This is a genomic window from Salinirussus salinus, assembly GCF_009831455.1.
Taxonomy (GTDB): domain Archaea; phylum Halobacteriota; class Halobacteria; order Halobacteriales; family Haloarculaceae; genus Salinirussus; species Salinirussus salinus.
Genome location: NZ_WOWO01000002.1, coordinates 20,571 through 34,349 on the forward strand (window position 1 = coordinate 20,571; position 13,779 = coordinate 34,349).

Consider the following 13,779-nt stretch of genomic DNA (forward strand, 5'->3'; position numbering starts at 1 on the left):
CGGGTGGCGCGCACATAGGTCTGTGGCCGCCGATTCGGGCCCGAGGGTCCGGAGCGCCAGCCCGGAGGCCCGCGCTTTTGTGGGTCTGGCCCCTACCGGGCTCATGCGACGCCGAACGCTCCTCGCAACCCTCGCCGGCGGCGCGGCGGGGCTGGCCGGCTGCAGCCAGGGCGCGCCGTCCGGGAACGGAAACGACGGCGACCGCCCGGGGGACGGTAACGGCGGTGGGTCCGGCACACCTCTCGACGGAGTCCCCGACGCTGTCGCTCTCGACCCCGTCGCCGAGGGGTTGCGCGCGCCGCTCGACATCGCCTTCGCCCCCGACGCCGACCGCCGCTACATCGCCGAACAGCAGGGGGTCGTTCGCGTCCACGGGACCGACGGGCTCCGCTCCGAACCGCTGCTCGACCTCCGGGAGACGGTCGTCACGGGGTTCGAGCAGGGACTGCTCGGGCTGGCGCTTCACCCCGACTTCGCGGAGAACCGCCGGCTGTTCGTCCGCTACTCCTCGCCGCCCCGGAGTGGGACGCCCGACGGCTACAGCCACACCTTCGTCCTCGCGGAGTTCCGGGTGAGCGAAGACGGCCGGACGGCCGTCCCGGACTCCGAGCGAACCGTCCTCGAGGTCCCCGAGCCACAGGCCAACCACAACGCCGGCAGCGTCGTCTTCGGCCCGGAGGGGTATCTCTACGTCGGGGTCGGCGACGGCGGGGCCGGCGGCGACCAGGGAGAGGGGCACGTCGAGGACTGGTACAGCACCGTCCCCGGCGGCAACGGCCAGGACGTCACCGAGAACCTCCTGGGGAGCGTCCTCCGGCTCGACGTCGACGGGCGGGAGGACGGCAAGGGGTACGCCGTCCCCGACGACAACCCCCTGGTCGGGCGGGAGGGACTCGACGAACAGTACGCCTGGGGGTTCCGAAACCCCTGGCGGCTCTCGGTCGACGGCGAGGCGCTGTACGCCGGCGACGTGGGCCAGAACCGCTACGAGGAGATCGACCGCGTCGAGCGTGGCGGGAACTACGGCTGGAACGTCCGGGAAGGACGGCACTGCTTCGGCGCGGGCGAGTGTCCCGACAGCACGCCCGAGCGCGTCCGCGACGGCGAGCCGCTGCGCGAGCCGGTGCTCGAATACCCTCACTCCGGCGCCGCCGTCAGCGGCATCTCGGTCATCGTCGGCAACGTCTACCGCGGCTCGACGGTGCCGGGGCTGGACGGGCACTTCGTCTTCGGCGACTACCGGGCCAACGGCCGGCTGTTCGTCGCGGACCCGGCCGACGGCTGGACCAGCGGCGTCCTGCCGGTCGCCGGCGACGACACGGTCGAGCGGGTCCTCTCCATCGCCCGCGGTCCCGAGGGCGAGATGTACGTCCTCGGAACGGGCGAGCGCGGCGGCGTCTACCGGCTCACGTCAGGCTGAGCGCAGGGTCGCTCCGCCGGCTCCCGCCGGTCTCCCGTTCGCGCTACCCTCCGGTCCCTTCGACGAGCCGCTGGAGGTGCTCGGGCGGGACCGCACCCCGCGCGGCCGTACCGTCGCAGACGAAGGTCGGCACGCCCGTGACCCCCTGCTGTTTGGCCCGGTCGAACTCGGCCTCCAGTTCCTCCCGGAGGGTGTCGTCCTCAAGCGCTCCCTCGACGACGCCGGGGTCGATGCCGATATCGGCAGCGATATTCTCGAGCACTTCGGGGTCGCCGATGTCCTGTCCCTCTTTCCAGAGGGCATCGAAGACCGCCTCGTCGAAGGCCAGCCAGGTGCCGTAGGCCTCGGTCTCCCTGACCCGGTAGGAGACCAGCTGGGCGTTCAGCGAGTCCACGTCGGTCCGGAGTTCCTCGACCATCTCGACGTCGTACTGCTCCTGTAGCCGGCGGACGTTCTCCCGGGCCTGCTCGTAGTAGGCCTCGTCCTTGCCGTCGTCGGCCTCGTGGTCGATGGTGCCGTCCTCGTTGCGCTTGCCCGCCCGGAGGCCGAAGGGGTGCCAGTCGATCCTGAGAGGGGCCTCGCGGGTCTCCTCGTACTGTTCCAGGGACTGGCGCCCGAGATAGCAGAAAGGGCAGACGTAGTCCGAGTATACCGTCACCTCGGCCGTGGTCTCTGTCTCGCTCATGCCCCCGCTACGGCCCGGGCACTGATAAGCGGGCAGGCACGCGGCGGTTCGGCCGCCGCTCGCGATGGAGAGAAGTGCGCTGGCCGAGATTTGAACTCGGGTTAGGACCGTGGCAGGGTCCTGTGATACCACTACACCACCAGCGCCTGTCCCAAACTGGGAGCAAGGGAGACAAAAGCGTTCCGAATACCGGCGGCGTCACCTCCCCGGGACTTAGGCGACCCCCGACCCTACCCCCGGCCATGACAGTGATCGCGATGCTGTCGGTCGCACCGGTTCGCGAGGGGAGCATGGCGGGCGACGTCGCCGACGCCGTCGCGGCGCTCGAGGGTTTCGACGTCTCCTACGAGACGAACCCGATGGGGACCGTCATCGAGGCCGAGGACATCGACACCCTCCTCGCGGCCGTGGCCGCGGCACACAAGGCCGTCGACGCCGACCGGGTGAGCACCTTCCTGAAGGTCGACGACAAGCGGACCGTCGACCAGCGCGCGCGGGAGAAAGTCGAGGACGTCGAGGCGGAACTCGGCCGGGAAGCGCGCAGCGACCCGGCCTGACCGCGGCCGGCGTGCGGTTCCGGACGGGACCGCAAACGCCCCCCGGCCGGTAGAGCGCCGCTCAGGGGCGGAAGACGACGGCCCTGGCGGCAGCCAGCGAGACGCCGAACCAGGCGACGAGCCCGAGTGCCGCCGGGAGCGTGGCCGCGGCGACGGGGAGTTCGCTCGCGCCGGTCGGCGCGACGGCGAGCGAGAACACCAGGCTCCTGTAGGCGGCGTTCGGACTCAGCGCGAGCAGCGCGGTCAGGTCCGCCGGCGAGACCAGCCCTCCCGAGAGTGCGGCGACGAAACTGCTGTCGAAACCGACGACCAGCGCGAGCACCAGGCCGGTGGCGAGCGCCAGACCGGCACGCGTCGAGCGCGCGACCGTCGAGACCAGCACCGCCAGCGCGAGCACGACTGCCGCGAAGACGGCCGTGACGACGACAAAGCGCAGGAACGTGACCGGCGTGTCGACGGTGTTGTGGACCGCGATGACGGAGACCGTCTCGCCGCCGCCCGCGGTGGTCACCGCGACGCCGACGCCGACGAGCGAGAGGAGGACGACGCCGAGCAGGGGGACCAGCCGCCCGAGATACACCCCGAGGACGTACTCGCCGGCCGAGACGGGGAAGGTCCGGATGGCCTCTATCTCACCGCGGTCGTGGTCGCCGAGCACCGCGCGGTAGCCGAGCGCGAACCCCAGCACCGGGAGCAGGACCTCGTGGGGCAACAGCAGGTCAAGCACGGCCGGCAGGTAGCCACCCGGCGCCGAGAGCAGCGTGAGCCCGACCACGAGCCCCACGTAGCCGACGGCGAGGGCGGCCACCGTTCGGCTCCGGAGGACGGTCTGGAACTCCCGCTGGGCGACGGCCATCGTCCGGGCCGTTCGCGTCCGGGCGGGGCTCACTCCTCCTCACCCCGCTGTCTGCCGGCGTAGACTGTCGGCATCTCCGCGCCGACGAGCGTCTCGAGGGCGTCCGCGAGCGAGTCCGTCCCGGTCTCCGCCAGGAGCTCTCCGGGCGGGTCGGCCGCGACGAGCGTCCCTCGGTCGAGCACCAGCACCACGTCCGCGACGCGCTCGGCGGCGGTCAGGTTGTGCGTCGCGAGCACGACCGCGTCGCCGGTGTCGGCGACGTCCCCGATGACGCCGGTGATGTAGGCGGTCATCATCGGGTCCAGCCCGCTCGCGGGCTCGTCCAGCAGGAGCACGCCGGGGTCGCCCACGGTGGTCAGTGCCAGCCCGAGCAGGCGGGTCATCCCGCCCGAGAGGGCGTCGACGGGTCGGTCGGCAACCGGCGTCAGCCCCACCCGCTCCAGCGTCGCGTCCACGTCGACGTCGGTCTCGACCAGCGAGCCGTAGAAGGCGACCGTCTCGGCGACGGTGAACTGCGGGCGGAACGCGGGGGTCTGTGCGAGGTAGCCGACCGGCCGGTCGCCCCTGGCGTCGACCTCGACGCTGCCGTCTGTCGGCTCGATCAGCCCGCCGAGCAACCGCATGAGCGTGCTCTTGCCGGAGCCGTTCGGCCCGATGAGACAGGCGACCGTCCCCGGCGCCAGGGCGAAGGAGATCTCCTCGAGCACCGTGAGGTCGCCGTAGGCGTGGCCCAGCCCCTCGACGTCGATGACCGGTCCCTCGGCGGGGTCCTGCTCATCCGTCACGGCTCGTCACCCCCGTCTCCACGCCGAGCCGGTCGAGGACGTCGGGTCTGACGGGCCGGCTCAGCGGGGCGGGGTCGATGGCCCCCTCCGCGCGCAGCCCGGGGACGGCGCGCTGGAACCCCCGCATTACCGTGACCGCCGGCGAGTCGGCCAACGTTGCGGCCCCGGCCGACCGGTTCGCGGCGCTGTCGACGGTGTCGGTCGGCCGGTAGGGCCGGTCGATCACCCCGTCACCGTCCCGGTCGCGGCCCGGGATCGGGCCCCAGTAGTTGCCGCGACCGCCGACGGCCCAGGTGTCGCGGCTCCCCGGCGCGACCTCGACCGGTCGGCCGTTCGCGAGGATATCGTTCTCGGCGATGTCGTTGGTGGGCAACAGCGTCCCGTCGCGTACCCCGACGTCGTTCCGGACGACGGTGTTGTGGGTCACCAGCGAGCGGTCGGCACCGACCGAGATCCCCAGCCCGTTGTCAGCGACCACGTTCCAGGCCACGAGGGAGGTGCTCCCGTCGACGGAGACCCCCCGTCCCGAGTCCCGGACGTCGTTGCCGACGACCAGGTTCCCCTGCGGCCGCGTCATCACGACGACCCCCACCTGTGTCTCACGGACGGAGTTGTTGGCGACCAGCGTGTCCCGCGTGTACATCTCGTGGACCCCGTACCGCATCCCGCGCATGGTGTTGTCCCGGACCACGAGCCCGTCGGAGTAGTGGGTGTAGACCCCGTCGCGACCGCCGCGGAAGGCAGAGTCCTGGACGACCGCGCGGGAGTACATCGCCAGCACGCCCATGAAGCCGTCGCCCCAGTCCTCGGCCCCGCGGACAGTCACGTTCGTGACGGCGGCCCCCGAGCTGTTGAGCAACACGATACCGTTGGCGGGGGTGTCGACGGTGACGTCGGCCACGAGCGAGCCGCGGGCGTCGGCCATCCGGATCCCGGCGTCACCCTCGCCGTAGACCAGGCGCACGCGCCGGTCCCACTCGGAGCCGTCGTCGTCGTCGGAGGCGTTCCCGAGGTCACGGTCGCCGACGCCGGTCACGCGCAGGTCGGTGACCGCGACCCGCGGCGAGCGGACCGTCAGGACGCTCCCGGTCCCGTTCCCGTCGATGACTGTCGCGTTCCCGGCGCCCGCGAGCGTGACCGGTTTGGTGACCGTCACCGGGCCGTCGTAGGTCCCCGGCGGGAGGCGGACCGTCTCGTTCGCCTCCGCCTGCTCCAGTGCCGCCTCGAGCGTCGGGGCGTCCCCCTCCCCGACGACCACTGAGACCGGACGGTCGCGAAGCTCGCTGGCGTCCGCGACGGTCCGGTTCGCCCACGCGTGCTGTTCGCCGATCCGCTCGCGCAAGACCGCGCCGCGCGCGCGCTCCGTCCCGGACCGGCTCTTGACCGCCGCCCAGCCGACGACCGTCCCGCCGTACCGGTCGGTGAAGGCGGTCGCGTCGGCCCGGTCGCCGAAGGGGAGGACGGCCGGTCCGGCCGGCGTCCGGGCCTCGCTGTCCACGACGAAGTGCGCCTCGGACGCCCGGACCCATCCGCGCCTGACGTCGTTCTGAAGCGTGACGTAGCCGGCGTCGGTCAGCTCGGGTGCGGTCCCGGAGTAGTCTGTCACGAACACCGCCAGCGGGCGGCCGTAGGTCCCGCCTCCGCCCGTTCCGACCTCCTCGACCAGCGCCTCCATCCCGTAGTAGCCGACGACGTACTCGTACTGGGCGTAGAAGGCCTGGGCCCGGGGGACCGACCAGCCCCGCGACTCGGCCTGGCGGACGTCGACGCCGGTCATCCCGGTCGTCAGGGTGTCGTCGAAGGCGACCGGCGAGAACGACTGGCCGGCGTCCGGGCTGACCAGAAAGCCCGTCCCGGCGAGGAGGAGCACGACCGCGAGCCCCAGCCCGACCCACGCGACCCTGACCCGGCCCACCATCTCAGTTCATGCCCAGCCCGGCGACCGTCTCCCTGGTGACGTCCCCGAACGAGAGCAGCGTCCCGCCGTGCTCGTCGCTGAACGAGTCGGCGTCGGCCTCGGCCGAGAACCCGATGAGGTCACGGCCCATGGCCCCCTTCACCTCGGAGTTGGCGACGAAGGTCACCTCGGTCGCGTCGACGAAGGCGTCGGCCTCGGGGTGGGTACTGATCAGCGTCGAGTCGCCGTCCTGGGTGAGCGTGTAGTCCACGCTCGAGTAGTCCGTGACGTAAAACGCCGTGCGCTCCCAGCCACGGTCCTGGCGCTCGAAGTCGTACTGGAACGCCTCCCACGTGCTGTCGAACCGAGCGGGGTTGTCGTGGCCAGACGGCTGCTCGTCCCGGTAGAATATCTCCGTGCTCGGCCCGGGGTGGTTCGGGATCACCATCCCGCAGACCTCACACTGGTCTTCGGTCGTCAGCGTGACCGGCTCGGGTGTGTCCCCCTCGCCGCCGCCCCCGAGGCAGCCGGCGACGCTCGCGGCGGCTGCCGCACCCACCCCTCCCAGTACCCGACGGCGCGTGACGTCCCCGACCCGGCGTCCCCGCTCCGGCCCCTCTCCGCCCCCGTGCGAGGGGACGTGTGAGTGCCCGTGAGCGTGATGAGAGTGGTCGCACATCGTTGGCTACTGTTGGCACTGTCTACTGAAATACTCGTCACTCCTTCCCGGACGGCTGAACTCGACGACGGATTTATGCGACCCGGTTTTGGCGTTCTAGACGCGTACTACGCCCGCCGCCGCGACCGCGGGCGAGCGGCCGCCGGCGCCCGGTCCCAGCCGACTGCCCCTCTCGGGCGCCGGCCGCAACCGACCGCCACTCCCTGGCCCCGGCCGAAACCGACCGCAGTTCCCGGATTCGAGGATCACACCAGACGACTCTTGTGTGGAAATTCCAAAGCTCGAGTCGTAGATGAGGCGACGCACATACCTCCAGGTGGCTGCAACGCTCGGCGCGGCGGGGCTGGCGGGCTGCTCGGCCAGCGGCGCCGGTAACCCCGACGTGGTGCTCCCGGAGCCGGACCGGGAGTTCGACAGCAGCGACCTGCCGTACCCGGCCTGGGGCGAGCGGCTCCCCGACGTCACGCTCCCGGCGCCGCTGGCGGACCGTGAGGTCGCTCTCCGGTCCGTCGACCGCCCGCAGCTGCTGACGTTCTTCTACAGCCACTGCAACAGCGTCTGTCCGGTGCTCATCTCGGCGCTCCGGAACGTCCAGACGCACGCGCTGAACGAGGGATACGGCGACGAGGTGGCGTTTCATCCGACCACCTTCGACCCCGAGCGCGACGACGCCGACCGCCTCCGGACCTACGGCGAGGAGATGAACGTCGACCTCGCCGCGGGTAACTGGCGGTTCCTCCGGCCGGCATCGAGAGGGCGGGCCGAGGAGGTCGTCGCGGAGCAGTTCGGCGTCTCCTTCGAGCGGACCCATCCCGAGGAGATGGAGGTGTACATGTTCGCACACGCCGCGCTGACGCTGCTCGTGAACGCCGACGGGTACGTCGAGCGCGCTTACCGGGAGAAACAGCCCGACCCCGAGACGATGATCGCGGACCTGGAGACGGTAAGGAACGGATGAACCGGCGGCGACTCCTCACCGCACTCGCCGGGCTCGGGCTGACCGGCGGGAGCCTGCTTGCGGTCAGCCAGGGGCTCCCGGGCGGCTCCGACGGGCTCTCGGTCCGCGTCGAGACGGTCGACGCCGCCGGGTCGGAGGCCGGCCAGCTCGGCCTGCCAGTCCGCGGGCAGCCGGTGACCGTCGTTGACCTGTTCGCGACCTGGTGTGCGCCCTGCAGGGAACAGATGGATGCGCTCGGCGCGGTCCACCGCGAGTACGGCGACCGTGCGGCCTTCGTCTCCGTGACCAACGAGCGCGTCGGCGGGACGCTCACCCGGGCCGACATCAGGGAGTGGTGGCAGCGCCACGACGGCAACTGGACGGTGGGACTCGACCCCGAGAGCGCCCTCATGGCCGCGCTGGGCGCCGACGGCCTGCCCTACCTCGCGGTCGTGGACCGGTCCGGGACGGTCCGCTGGGAGCACGCCGGGCTCGTCGATGCCGACACTCTCGGCGACCGGCTCGACCGTCACCTGGAGGCATGACCGGAGCAGTTCCGGGCGCCGGCGTCCTGGCCTTCGCCCTCAGCGCCGGCCTGACGACGTTTTTCGCCCCGTGTGCGTTCCCGCTGTTGCCGGGTTACGTGGGCTACGCCCTGCAACAGAACGGCGTCCCCGGGGTCGCGGCCGCCGGGGCGGCCGCGGCCGGCGCGCTGGCGACGCTCGCCGCCGTCTCGGGGCTCGCCTTCGTCTTCGGGCGGGCGCTGACCGGCGTGTTGCCGGCGTTCGAACCGCTCGTCGGCCTCGGATTGGTCGTCTTCGGGGCACTGGTCGCCACGGACCGGGTCCCCGAGGTGCGGGTGCCGCTCTCCCGGCGTCCGGACTCGGTCGCCGGGTTCGGCGTCTTCGGCGCGGCCTATGCACTCGCCGCGGCCGGCTGTGTCGTCCCGCTCTTTCTGGGGGTGGTCGGCCAGGCGGCGACGCTCCCCGCACCCGCGGGCGTCGCAGTCCTGGGCGCGTACGCGGCGGGCGTCACCGCCCCGCTCGCGGGCATCACCCTCCTGACGGGAGCGGGCGTCGGCTCCTGGCGCTCCGCCGGCCGGCTCTCGCAGTACGTCAAGCCCGTCGCCGGTACCGTGATGGTCGCCGCCGGACTCGGGCAGCTCTACCTCTCCGTCGCTGTGCTCGACGTGCTGTAGAACCTCCTGACTCGGGCCCTCCGGGGCGGACACCGCGCCCGCCCCAGCGGATCCCGTTTCGTTGTTCAGCAGGGGTCATTTTAATGTATCGTCAATCCTTACTTAAATTCGGTCATGTTCGAAGCAGTACTCGGCGGAGAGGGTGCGCTACCGGCACTGGTCCCGCTCCAGGCAGACCTGATACAGGGCGACCAGCTGTTGAGTTCGTCGCTGTGGGTCAACGTCGCCCTGGCCGGGCTGGCGGCGCTGCTGTTCGCCTATATGGGCCGGAACGTCCGGGGGGACCGCGCCAGGATGATCTGGGTCGTGACGCTGTTCATCCCGCTGGTATCGATCTCGAGTTACCTCGGACTGCTCTCGGGGGTGACCATCGGCGTCCTCGAGATGCCCGCCGGACACCCGCTCGACGAGGCGGTCAGCCAGTGGGGGCGCTATCTCACGTGGGCGTTCTCGACGCCGCTGATCCTGGCGGCGCTCGGGTGGCTGGCCGACGTCGACCGCGCCGACCTGCTGGCCGTCGTCGCCGCCGACATCGGGATGTGTCTGACCGGCCTGGCGGCGGCGCTGACTACCTCCTCGCTTCTGATGCGGTGGGTGTTCTACGCCGTCAGCTGTGTGTTCTTCGCCGTCGTGCTGTACGCGCTGGTGTTCAAGTGGCCCGTGAGCGCGGAGGCCGCCGGAACCAGCGAGATCTTCTCGACGCTGCGGGCGCTGACGGTCGTCCTCTGGCTGGGCTACCCGATCGTCTGGGCGGTCGGCATCGAGGGGCTGGCGCTCGTGGAGTCGGCCGGGCTCACCTCCTGGGGGTACTCCGCGCTCGACATCCTCGCGAAGTACGTCTTCGCGTTCCTGCTGTTGCGCTGGGTCGCCGACAACGAGTCGGTCGTCGAAAGCGCGGGGAGCGGTGCCGGGACCGCCGGTGCCACCCCGGCCGACGACTGACACTTTCTGCTACTCGCCTTCGGTCCGTCCGCTCGTGGTCCCGTGGCGGTGACCGGACGGTCGGGAACCGGCAGGAGTCCACGCGTTCTTAACGGTGGCCGGCCAAGCCGGCCCATGGAGACGCTCAACCGGATGGCCACCGAACTCGTCGACGAGGCCATCGACTTCGCCGAGGAACTCACTATCGGGGTCCACGGCCTCACCGGCGACGCCGCGGTACTGGATTTCGGGGTCGAGCGGCCGGGTGCCGTGGAGGCCGGACTGTTGCTCGCGGAGGTCCAGACCGCCGGGCTGGCGACCGTCCAGACCGGCGTCGAGACCGTCGGGGGCGCCCCGCTGACCCACGTCGAACTCTCGACCGACCACCCGGCGCTGGGCCTGCTCTGTGCCGGTAAGGCCGGCTGGGAACTCAGCGTCGGCGACTTCGAGGGGCTGGGCAGCGGGCCCGCCCGCGCGCTCGTCGCCGAGGAGGACATCTTCGGTCGCGTGGGCTACCGGGAGGACGCCGACTTCGCCGTGCTGGCGGTCGAGACCGACCAGCTCCCCGGCGAGGAGGTCGCCAGCGCCGTTGCCGAGCGGGCCGGGGTCCCCGAGTCGGCGGTGTTTCTCCCCGCTTACGCCACAGCCTCTGTCACGGGCAGCGTCGTCGCCGCCTCCCGCGCCGCTGAGCTCGCGACCCTCCGGCTGGCGGAGTCCGGCTACGACCCCGCGAGCGTGCTCTCGGCGACCGGGCGGGCGCCGGTCGCGCCGGTCGCCGACGGGGAGGAGGCGGCGATGGCCCGGACGACCGACGCACTCGTCTACGGCGGGCAGGTCCACCTCCACCTCGAGGACCCGGTCGAAGACCCCGAGGCGGTCGCCTCGACGGCTGGTGGGGAGTACGGGCAGCCCTGCGCGGACGTTTTCGAGGACGTCGACTGGGAGCTGGCCGACCTGCCCGTCGACTTCTTCGGCCCCGCGCAGGTGACGCTCGACGTCCTCGGCGGGGAGACCCACGTCGTCGGCGAGACTCGCCCCGACGTGCTCGCCGAGAGCTTCTACTGATGCGCTACAAGGTGGTCCCCGGGCCGGTCGACGAGGACCTGCTCCACGCGGTCAGCGAGGCAGTCCCGCTGGTCCCCGGCAGCGTCGAGGACTGCTGTACCCGGATCCGCGACCGGACTGGCGTCCCCTCCCGGGAGGAGGCACGCGAGTGGCTGACGTTCTGCCAGGCGCTCGGCCTGGTCGACGAGACCGACCGCGGCTACTACCGGGTGCGCGACCCGCCAGACGGTGAGGCGCTCGCGGCGGCCTTCGAGGACGGCGTCTTCGGCGCGCGGGAACTGCTCGAGGTGCTCGATGCCGCCGACGAGCCGCTCGACGCCGCGACGGCATTCGCGGCGGTCCGCGACCGCGTCCCGAGGTGGGAGCGGGACCGCGACCCCGACTGGGAGGCCGAGTGGCACGGGCGGGTCCGGCGGCTGCTCGAGTGGGGCGTGGCCCTCGGCCACCTCGAGCGAGCGGACGACGGATACCGGCCCGCCGGGTGATCGCGTGACTTATTCCTCTCAGTCGGGTACGTGACCCCGATGACCGACGCTCCGGTCGAGGCAGTCCTGTTCGACATCGACGGCACGCTCGTCGAGTACGAGCGAACGCCCGGCGACCTGCTGCCGCTGGCTTTCGAGGCGGCCGGCGTCGACCCCTTCTTCGACGCTGCCGACTACGAGGCGCGTTACGGCGAGTTCGCCGAGGAGAGCGAGGACGTGCAGGACCTCCGGAAGCGGTGTTTCGCCGACATCGCCCGCGAGGAGGGTCGGGACCCGGAGGTCGGCCGGGCGGTCGCGCGGGCCTACGCGGCCGAGCGCGACCACACCAGGGTCGACCCCCTCCCGGGCGCGCACAGGGCGCTCAACGCGCTCGACTCCCGGTACAGCCTCGCCGCGGTCACGAACGGCGGGCCGGGGATGCAGGGGCGGAAGCTCGCTGCCGTGGGCCTCGACGACCGGTTCGAGACGGTCGTCCACGCCGGCTACGAGACGGCTGCCAAACCGGCTGTCGAGCCCTTCCAGGCGGCGCTGGAGTCACTCGGCGTGGCTCCCGAACGGAGCGTCTACGTCGGTAACTCCCTGGAGGCCGACGTCGCGGGCGCGAACCGGGCGGGCGTTCGGTCGGTGTGGTTCGACCGCGACGGGGTTGCGGACCCCGAGCCGGAGCCACACGGCCGCGTGAGCTCGCTGCACGCGCTCGTCGACGAGCCCTGGTGAGGCCCGGCGGCCCCCCGGACGTCACCAACTCGGGCCGGCCTCTACCCGGCGCCGGCCCGGTGCTTCCGGAGCCACTCTTCCCAGGTTACCGTCCCGACGGCCCGGTCCGGGCAGGTGGCGTGGCCGGCACGGAACGCCGCGGCCGTCGACCCGGGGAGCGGCAGGCGGAGGACCGGCCGCCGAACCCCCAGGACCTCGCGGTACGTCTTCGCGAGTTCGCCGACCGACTCGACCTCCGGACCGCCGACATCGGGGACCCGGCCGGCCGCCTCGACCGTCGCGTACTCGGCGACGGCGTCGGCGACCTCGCCCACGTCGACCGGCTGGTTCTCGAACCGCGTCGGGAGGGGCCACACCGGGAGCCGCGCCACGGCCCCCAGCAGGTCGTGGACGAACGGGTGAAACTGCGTCGCCCGGAGAACGGTCGACGGGACGTCGCTGTCTGCGACGAGTCGCTCGGCCGTCAGTTTGTGCTCGTAGTAGCTGTACGGGATGTCGTCGATACCGACGATGGAGGGGTGGACGACGTTCTCGACCGCCTCCTCCGTCGCGGCAGTCAGGAGCCGCCGGGTCCCGTCGACGTCGACCGCCTCGGTGTCTCCCCGGGGCGCGGTGGCGGCGTGGACGACCACGTCGACGTCGTCGAGGGCGGCGTCGAGGCCGGCCCCGGTCGCGAGGTCGACCTCGACCCACTCGGCGGTTCCGCCGTCGTCGGGTGGCGAGCGGCTGGCGGCGCGCACTTCGTGGCCGGCCGCTGACAGGCGTGGTCGCAGTGCACTCCCGAGTGTTCCGGTCGCACCGGTCAGTAGCGTGACTCCCATACGAGTCGGTTCGGTCCGGGTGGCCGAGTCGACACTGCCGGAGTCGCCCGGGGGGGTTTAAGTCCGGCGGCCGGCCCGACACCGGCATGAAGCACGTCCGGGTGACGCTGACCGCCGACGGGCGCGAGACGGAGGTCCATCCGATGTACGACATCGTGGCCAACGCGGAGTTCGTCGAGCGCGCGACGGCCATGCAGTGGAACACCGCGGACGACGAACTCGGGATCCTCCACTACGTCGAGGGGGACCTCGAGGCGTTCGAGGCAGCCGTCTCCGGCGTCGACGAAGTCATCGACTACACACTCGAACCCGCCGGCGACGACGCGTTTTACGCGTACGTCTGGGACGCCATGACGGAGTCACTCCGTGAGTTCTTCGGAGCTATCGCCCGGGGTGGCGTGGCCGTCGTTCCACCCATCGTCTACCACGAGGACGGAACGGTGACCCTGTCTGCCTTCGGCCCGTCGGAGGCGCTCCAGGAGACGCTGGTGGCCGACTATTCGCCTGTCGAACTGACCGTCGAGGAGATCGGCGGCCTGTCGGCCATCGGCGCGGCAGCCGAGAGCCGCCTCAGCGACCGCCAGCGCGAGGCGGTCGAGGCTGCGCTCGACCTCGGGTACTACGAGGTGCCTCGCGAGGCCGACCACGAGGCGGTCGCCGACCGGCTCGGCTGCGCGCCCAGCACCGCGGCCGAACACCTCAGAAAGGCGGAGTCGAAAGTCCTCCGGGCCACCTTCGCGTAACCGGCCGCCCCTC

Annotated in this window: 16 protein-coding genes and 1 tRNA gene; 10 read left to right on the forward strand and 7 right to left on the reverse strand. The window is 71.8% G+C overall.

The genetic code is table 11. From position 1 onward, the window contains the following. The first annotated feature begins 103 nt into the window (after positions 1 to 103). Positions 104 to 1,420 (forward strand): PQQ-dependent sugar dehydrogenase, encoded by a 1,317-nt coding sequence (locus tag GN153_RS03350; protein ID WP_159899824.1) that lies wholly within the window; start codon positions 104 to 106, stop codon positions 1,418 to 1,420. 43 nt (positions 1,421 to 1,463) lie between these two features. On the opposite strand, the gene GN153_RS03355 is transcribed toward GN153_RS03350, so the two are convergent. Then, positions 1,464 to 2,105 carry a DsbA family oxidoreductase gene (locus GN153_RS03355; RefSeq protein WP_159899826.1) on the reverse strand — a complete coding sequence of 214 codons (642 nt, stop codon included), beginning with the start codon at positions 2,103 to 2,105 and terminating at the stop codon, positions 1,464 to 1,466. Between the two features lie 75 nt (positions 2,106 to 2,180). Beyond that, a tRNA-Gly gene (locus tag GN153_RS03360) sits at positions 2,181 to 2,251 on the reverse strand. Between the two features lie 96 nt (positions 2,252 to 2,347). On the opposite strand from GN153_RS03360, the gene GN153_RS03365 reads away from it, so the two are divergent. Continuing rightward, positions 2,348 to 2,662 (forward strand): MTH1187 family thiamine-binding protein, encoded by a 315-nt coding sequence (locus tag GN153_RS03365; RefSeq protein ID WP_159899828.1) that lies wholly within the window; start codon positions 2,348 to 2,350, stop codon positions 2,660 to 2,662. A gap of 61 nt (positions 2,663 to 2,723) precedes the next feature. Here GN153_RS03365 and GN153_RS03370 read toward each other — a convergent pair whose 3' ends face one another. The 4 genes from GN153_RS03370 to GN153_RS03385 are packed head-to-tail and all read right to left on the reverse strand — an operon-like array spanning position 2,724 to position 6,879. Continuing rightward, a complete protein-coding gene (locus GN153_RS03370; protein WP_159899830.1) occupies positions 2,724 to 3,551 on the reverse strand; it encodes an ABC transporter permease subunit in 828 nt (275 codons plus the stop codon). Further along, entirely contained in the window at positions 3,548 to 4,303 is a 756-nt protein-coding gene (locus GN153_RS03375; RefSeq protein WP_159899832.1) for an ABC transporter ATP-binding protein, read from the reverse strand. Before GN153_RS03375 ends, GN153_RS03370 begins: the two co-directional genes overlap by 4 nt. Beyond that, on the reverse strand, positions 4,293 to 6,221 hold the full coding sequence (locus tag GN153_RS03380) for a NosD domain-containing protein (RefSeq protein ID WP_159899834.1): 1,929 nt from the start codon (positions 6,219 to 6,221) through the stop codon (positions 4,293 to 4,295). The genes GN153_RS03375 and GN153_RS03380 overlap by 11 nt, the downstream gene beginning before the upstream one ends. A 1-nt stretch (position 6,222) precedes the next feature. Beyond that, positions 6,223 to 6,879: a nitrous oxide reductase accessory protein NosL gene (locus GN153_RS03385; protein WP_159899836.1), complete on the reverse strand. Its 657-nt coding sequence runs from the start codon at positions 6,877 to 6,879 to the stop codon at positions 6,223 to 6,225. Between the two features lie 292 nt (positions 6,880 to 7,171). Between GN153_RS03385 and GN153_RS03390 the strand changes: the two genes are divergently transcribed. The 7 genes from GN153_RS03390 (at position 7,172) to GN153_RS03420 (ending at position 12,202) form a co-directional block, all read left to right on the forward strand. After that, positions 7,172 to 7,837: an SCO family protein gene (locus GN153_RS03390; protein WP_159899838.1), complete on the forward strand. Its 666-nt coding sequence runs from the start codon at positions 7,172 to 7,174 to the stop codon at positions 7,835 to 7,837. Beyond that, positions 7,834 to 8,361: a TlpA family protein disulfide reductase gene (locus GN153_RS03395; protein WP_159899840.1), complete on the forward strand. Its 528-nt coding sequence runs from the start codon at positions 7,834 to 7,836 to the stop codon at positions 8,359 to 8,361. Before GN153_RS03390 ends, GN153_RS03395 begins: the two co-directional genes overlap by 4 nt. Further along, positions 8,358 to 9,014, forward strand: coding sequence for a cytochrome c biogenesis CcdA family protein (locus tag GN153_RS03400; RefSeq protein ID WP_159899842.1), 657 nt, complete (start codon positions 8,358 to 8,360; stop codon positions 9,012 to 9,014). Before GN153_RS03395 ends, GN153_RS03400 begins: the two co-directional genes overlap by 4 nt. 114 nt (positions 9,015 to 9,128) lie before the next feature. Next, positions 9,129 to 9,956 (forward strand): bacteriorhodopsin, encoded by an 828-nt coding sequence (locus GN153_RS03405; RefSeq protein ID WP_159899844.1) that lies wholly within the window; start codon positions 9,129 to 9,131, stop codon positions 9,954 to 9,956. Between the two features lie 114 nt (positions 9,957 to 10,070). Further along, positions 10,071 to 11,000 carry a methenyltetrahydromethanopterin cyclohydrolase gene (mch, locus tag GN153_RS03410; RefSeq protein ID WP_159899846.1) on the forward strand — a complete coding sequence of 310 codons (930 nt, stop codon included), beginning with the start codon at positions 10,071 to 10,073 and terminating at the stop codon, positions 10,998 to 11,000. Further along, positions 11,000 to 11,485: a hypothetical protein gene (locus GN153_RS03415; RefSeq protein WP_159899848.1), complete on the forward strand. Its 486-nt coding sequence runs from the start codon at positions 11,000 to 11,002 to the stop codon at positions 11,483 to 11,485. Before mch ends, GN153_RS03415 begins: the two co-directional genes overlap by 1 nt. Before the next feature lie 39 nt (positions 11,486 to 11,524). Continuing rightward, positions 11,525 to 12,202 carry an HAD family hydrolase gene (locus GN153_RS03420; protein WP_159899850.1) on the forward strand — a complete coding sequence of 226 codons (678 nt, stop codon included), beginning with the start codon at positions 11,525 to 11,527 and terminating at the stop codon, positions 12,200 to 12,202. Between the two features lie 41 nt (positions 12,203 to 12,243). Here GN153_RS03420 and GN153_RS03425 read toward each other — a convergent pair whose 3' ends face one another. Beyond that, positions 12,244 to 13,023 (reverse strand): SDR family oxidoreductase, encoded by a 780-nt coding sequence (locus tag GN153_RS03425; protein WP_159899852.1) that lies wholly within the window; start codon positions 13,021 to 13,023, stop codon positions 12,244 to 12,246. 86 nt (positions 13,024 to 13,109) lie between these two features. Here GN153_RS03425 and GN153_RS03430 point away from each other — a divergent pair, with 86 nt between their 5' ends. Beyond that, positions 13,110 to 13,766 carry a helix-turn-helix domain-containing protein gene (locus tag GN153_RS03430; RefSeq protein WP_159899854.1) on the forward strand — a complete coding sequence of 219 codons (657 nt, stop codon included), beginning with the start codon at positions 13,110 to 13,112 and terminating at the stop codon, positions 13,764 to 13,766. The last annotated feature ends 13 nt before the right edge of the window (positions 13,767 to 13,779 follow it).

Bases quoted from the DNA above. Each gene is read 5' to 3' on its own strand.
- GN153_RS03385 (WP_159899836.1), bottom strand. From the start codon at position 6,879: ATGTGCGACCACTCTCATCACGCTCACGGGCACTCACACGTCCCCTCG.
- GN153_RS03420 (WP_159899850.1), top strand. From the start codon at position 11,525: ATGACCGACGCTCCGGTCGAGGCAGTCCTGTTCGACATCGACGGCACG.
- GN153_RS03400 (WP_159899842.1), top strand. From the start codon at position 8,358: ATGACCGGAGCAGTTCCGGGCGCCGGCGTCCTGGCCTTCGCCCTCAGC.
- GN153_RS03390 (WP_159899838.1), top strand. From the start codon at position 7,172: ATGAGGCGACGCACATACCTCCAGGTGGCTGCAACGCTCGGCGCGGCG.
- GN153_RS03365 (WP_159899828.1), top strand. From the start codon at position 2,348: ATGACAGTGATCGCGATGCTGTCGGTCGCACCGGTTCGCGAGGGGAGC.
- GN153_RS03395 (WP_159899840.1), top strand. From the start codon at position 7,834: ATGAACCGGCGGCGACTCCTCACCGCACTCGCCGGGCTCGGGCTGACC.
- GN153_RS03355 (WP_159899826.1), bottom strand. From the start codon at position 2,105: ATGAGCGAGACAGAGACCACGGCCGAGGTGACGGTATACTCGGACTAC.
- GN153_RS03415 (WP_159899848.1), top strand. From the start codon at position 11,000: ATGCGCTACAAGGTGGTCCCCGGGCCGGTCGACGAGGACCTGCTCCAC.
- GN153_RS03425 (WP_159899852.1), bottom strand. From the start codon at position 13,023: ATGGGAGTCACGCTACTGACCGGTGCGACCGGAACACTCGGGAGTGCA.
- GN153_RS03430 (WP_159899854.1), top strand. From the start codon at position 13,110: ATGAAGCACGTCCGGGTGACGCTGACCGCCGACGGGCGCGAGACGGAG.
- GN153_RS03350 (WP_159899824.1), top strand. From the start codon at position 104: ATGCGACGCCGAACGCTCCTCGCAACCCTCGCCGGCGGCGCGGCGGGG.
- mch (WP_159899846.1), top strand. From the start codon at position 10,071: ATGGAGACGCTCAACCGGATGGCCACCGAACTCGTCGACGAGGCCATC.
- GN153_RS03380 (WP_159899834.1), bottom strand. From the start codon at position 6,221: ATGGTGGGCCGGGTCAGGGTCGCGTGGGTCGGGCTGGGGCTCGCGGTC.
- GN153_RS03405 (WP_159899844.1), top strand. From the start codon at position 9,129: ATGTTCGAAGCAGTACTCGGCGGAGAGGGTGCGCTACCGGCACTGGTC.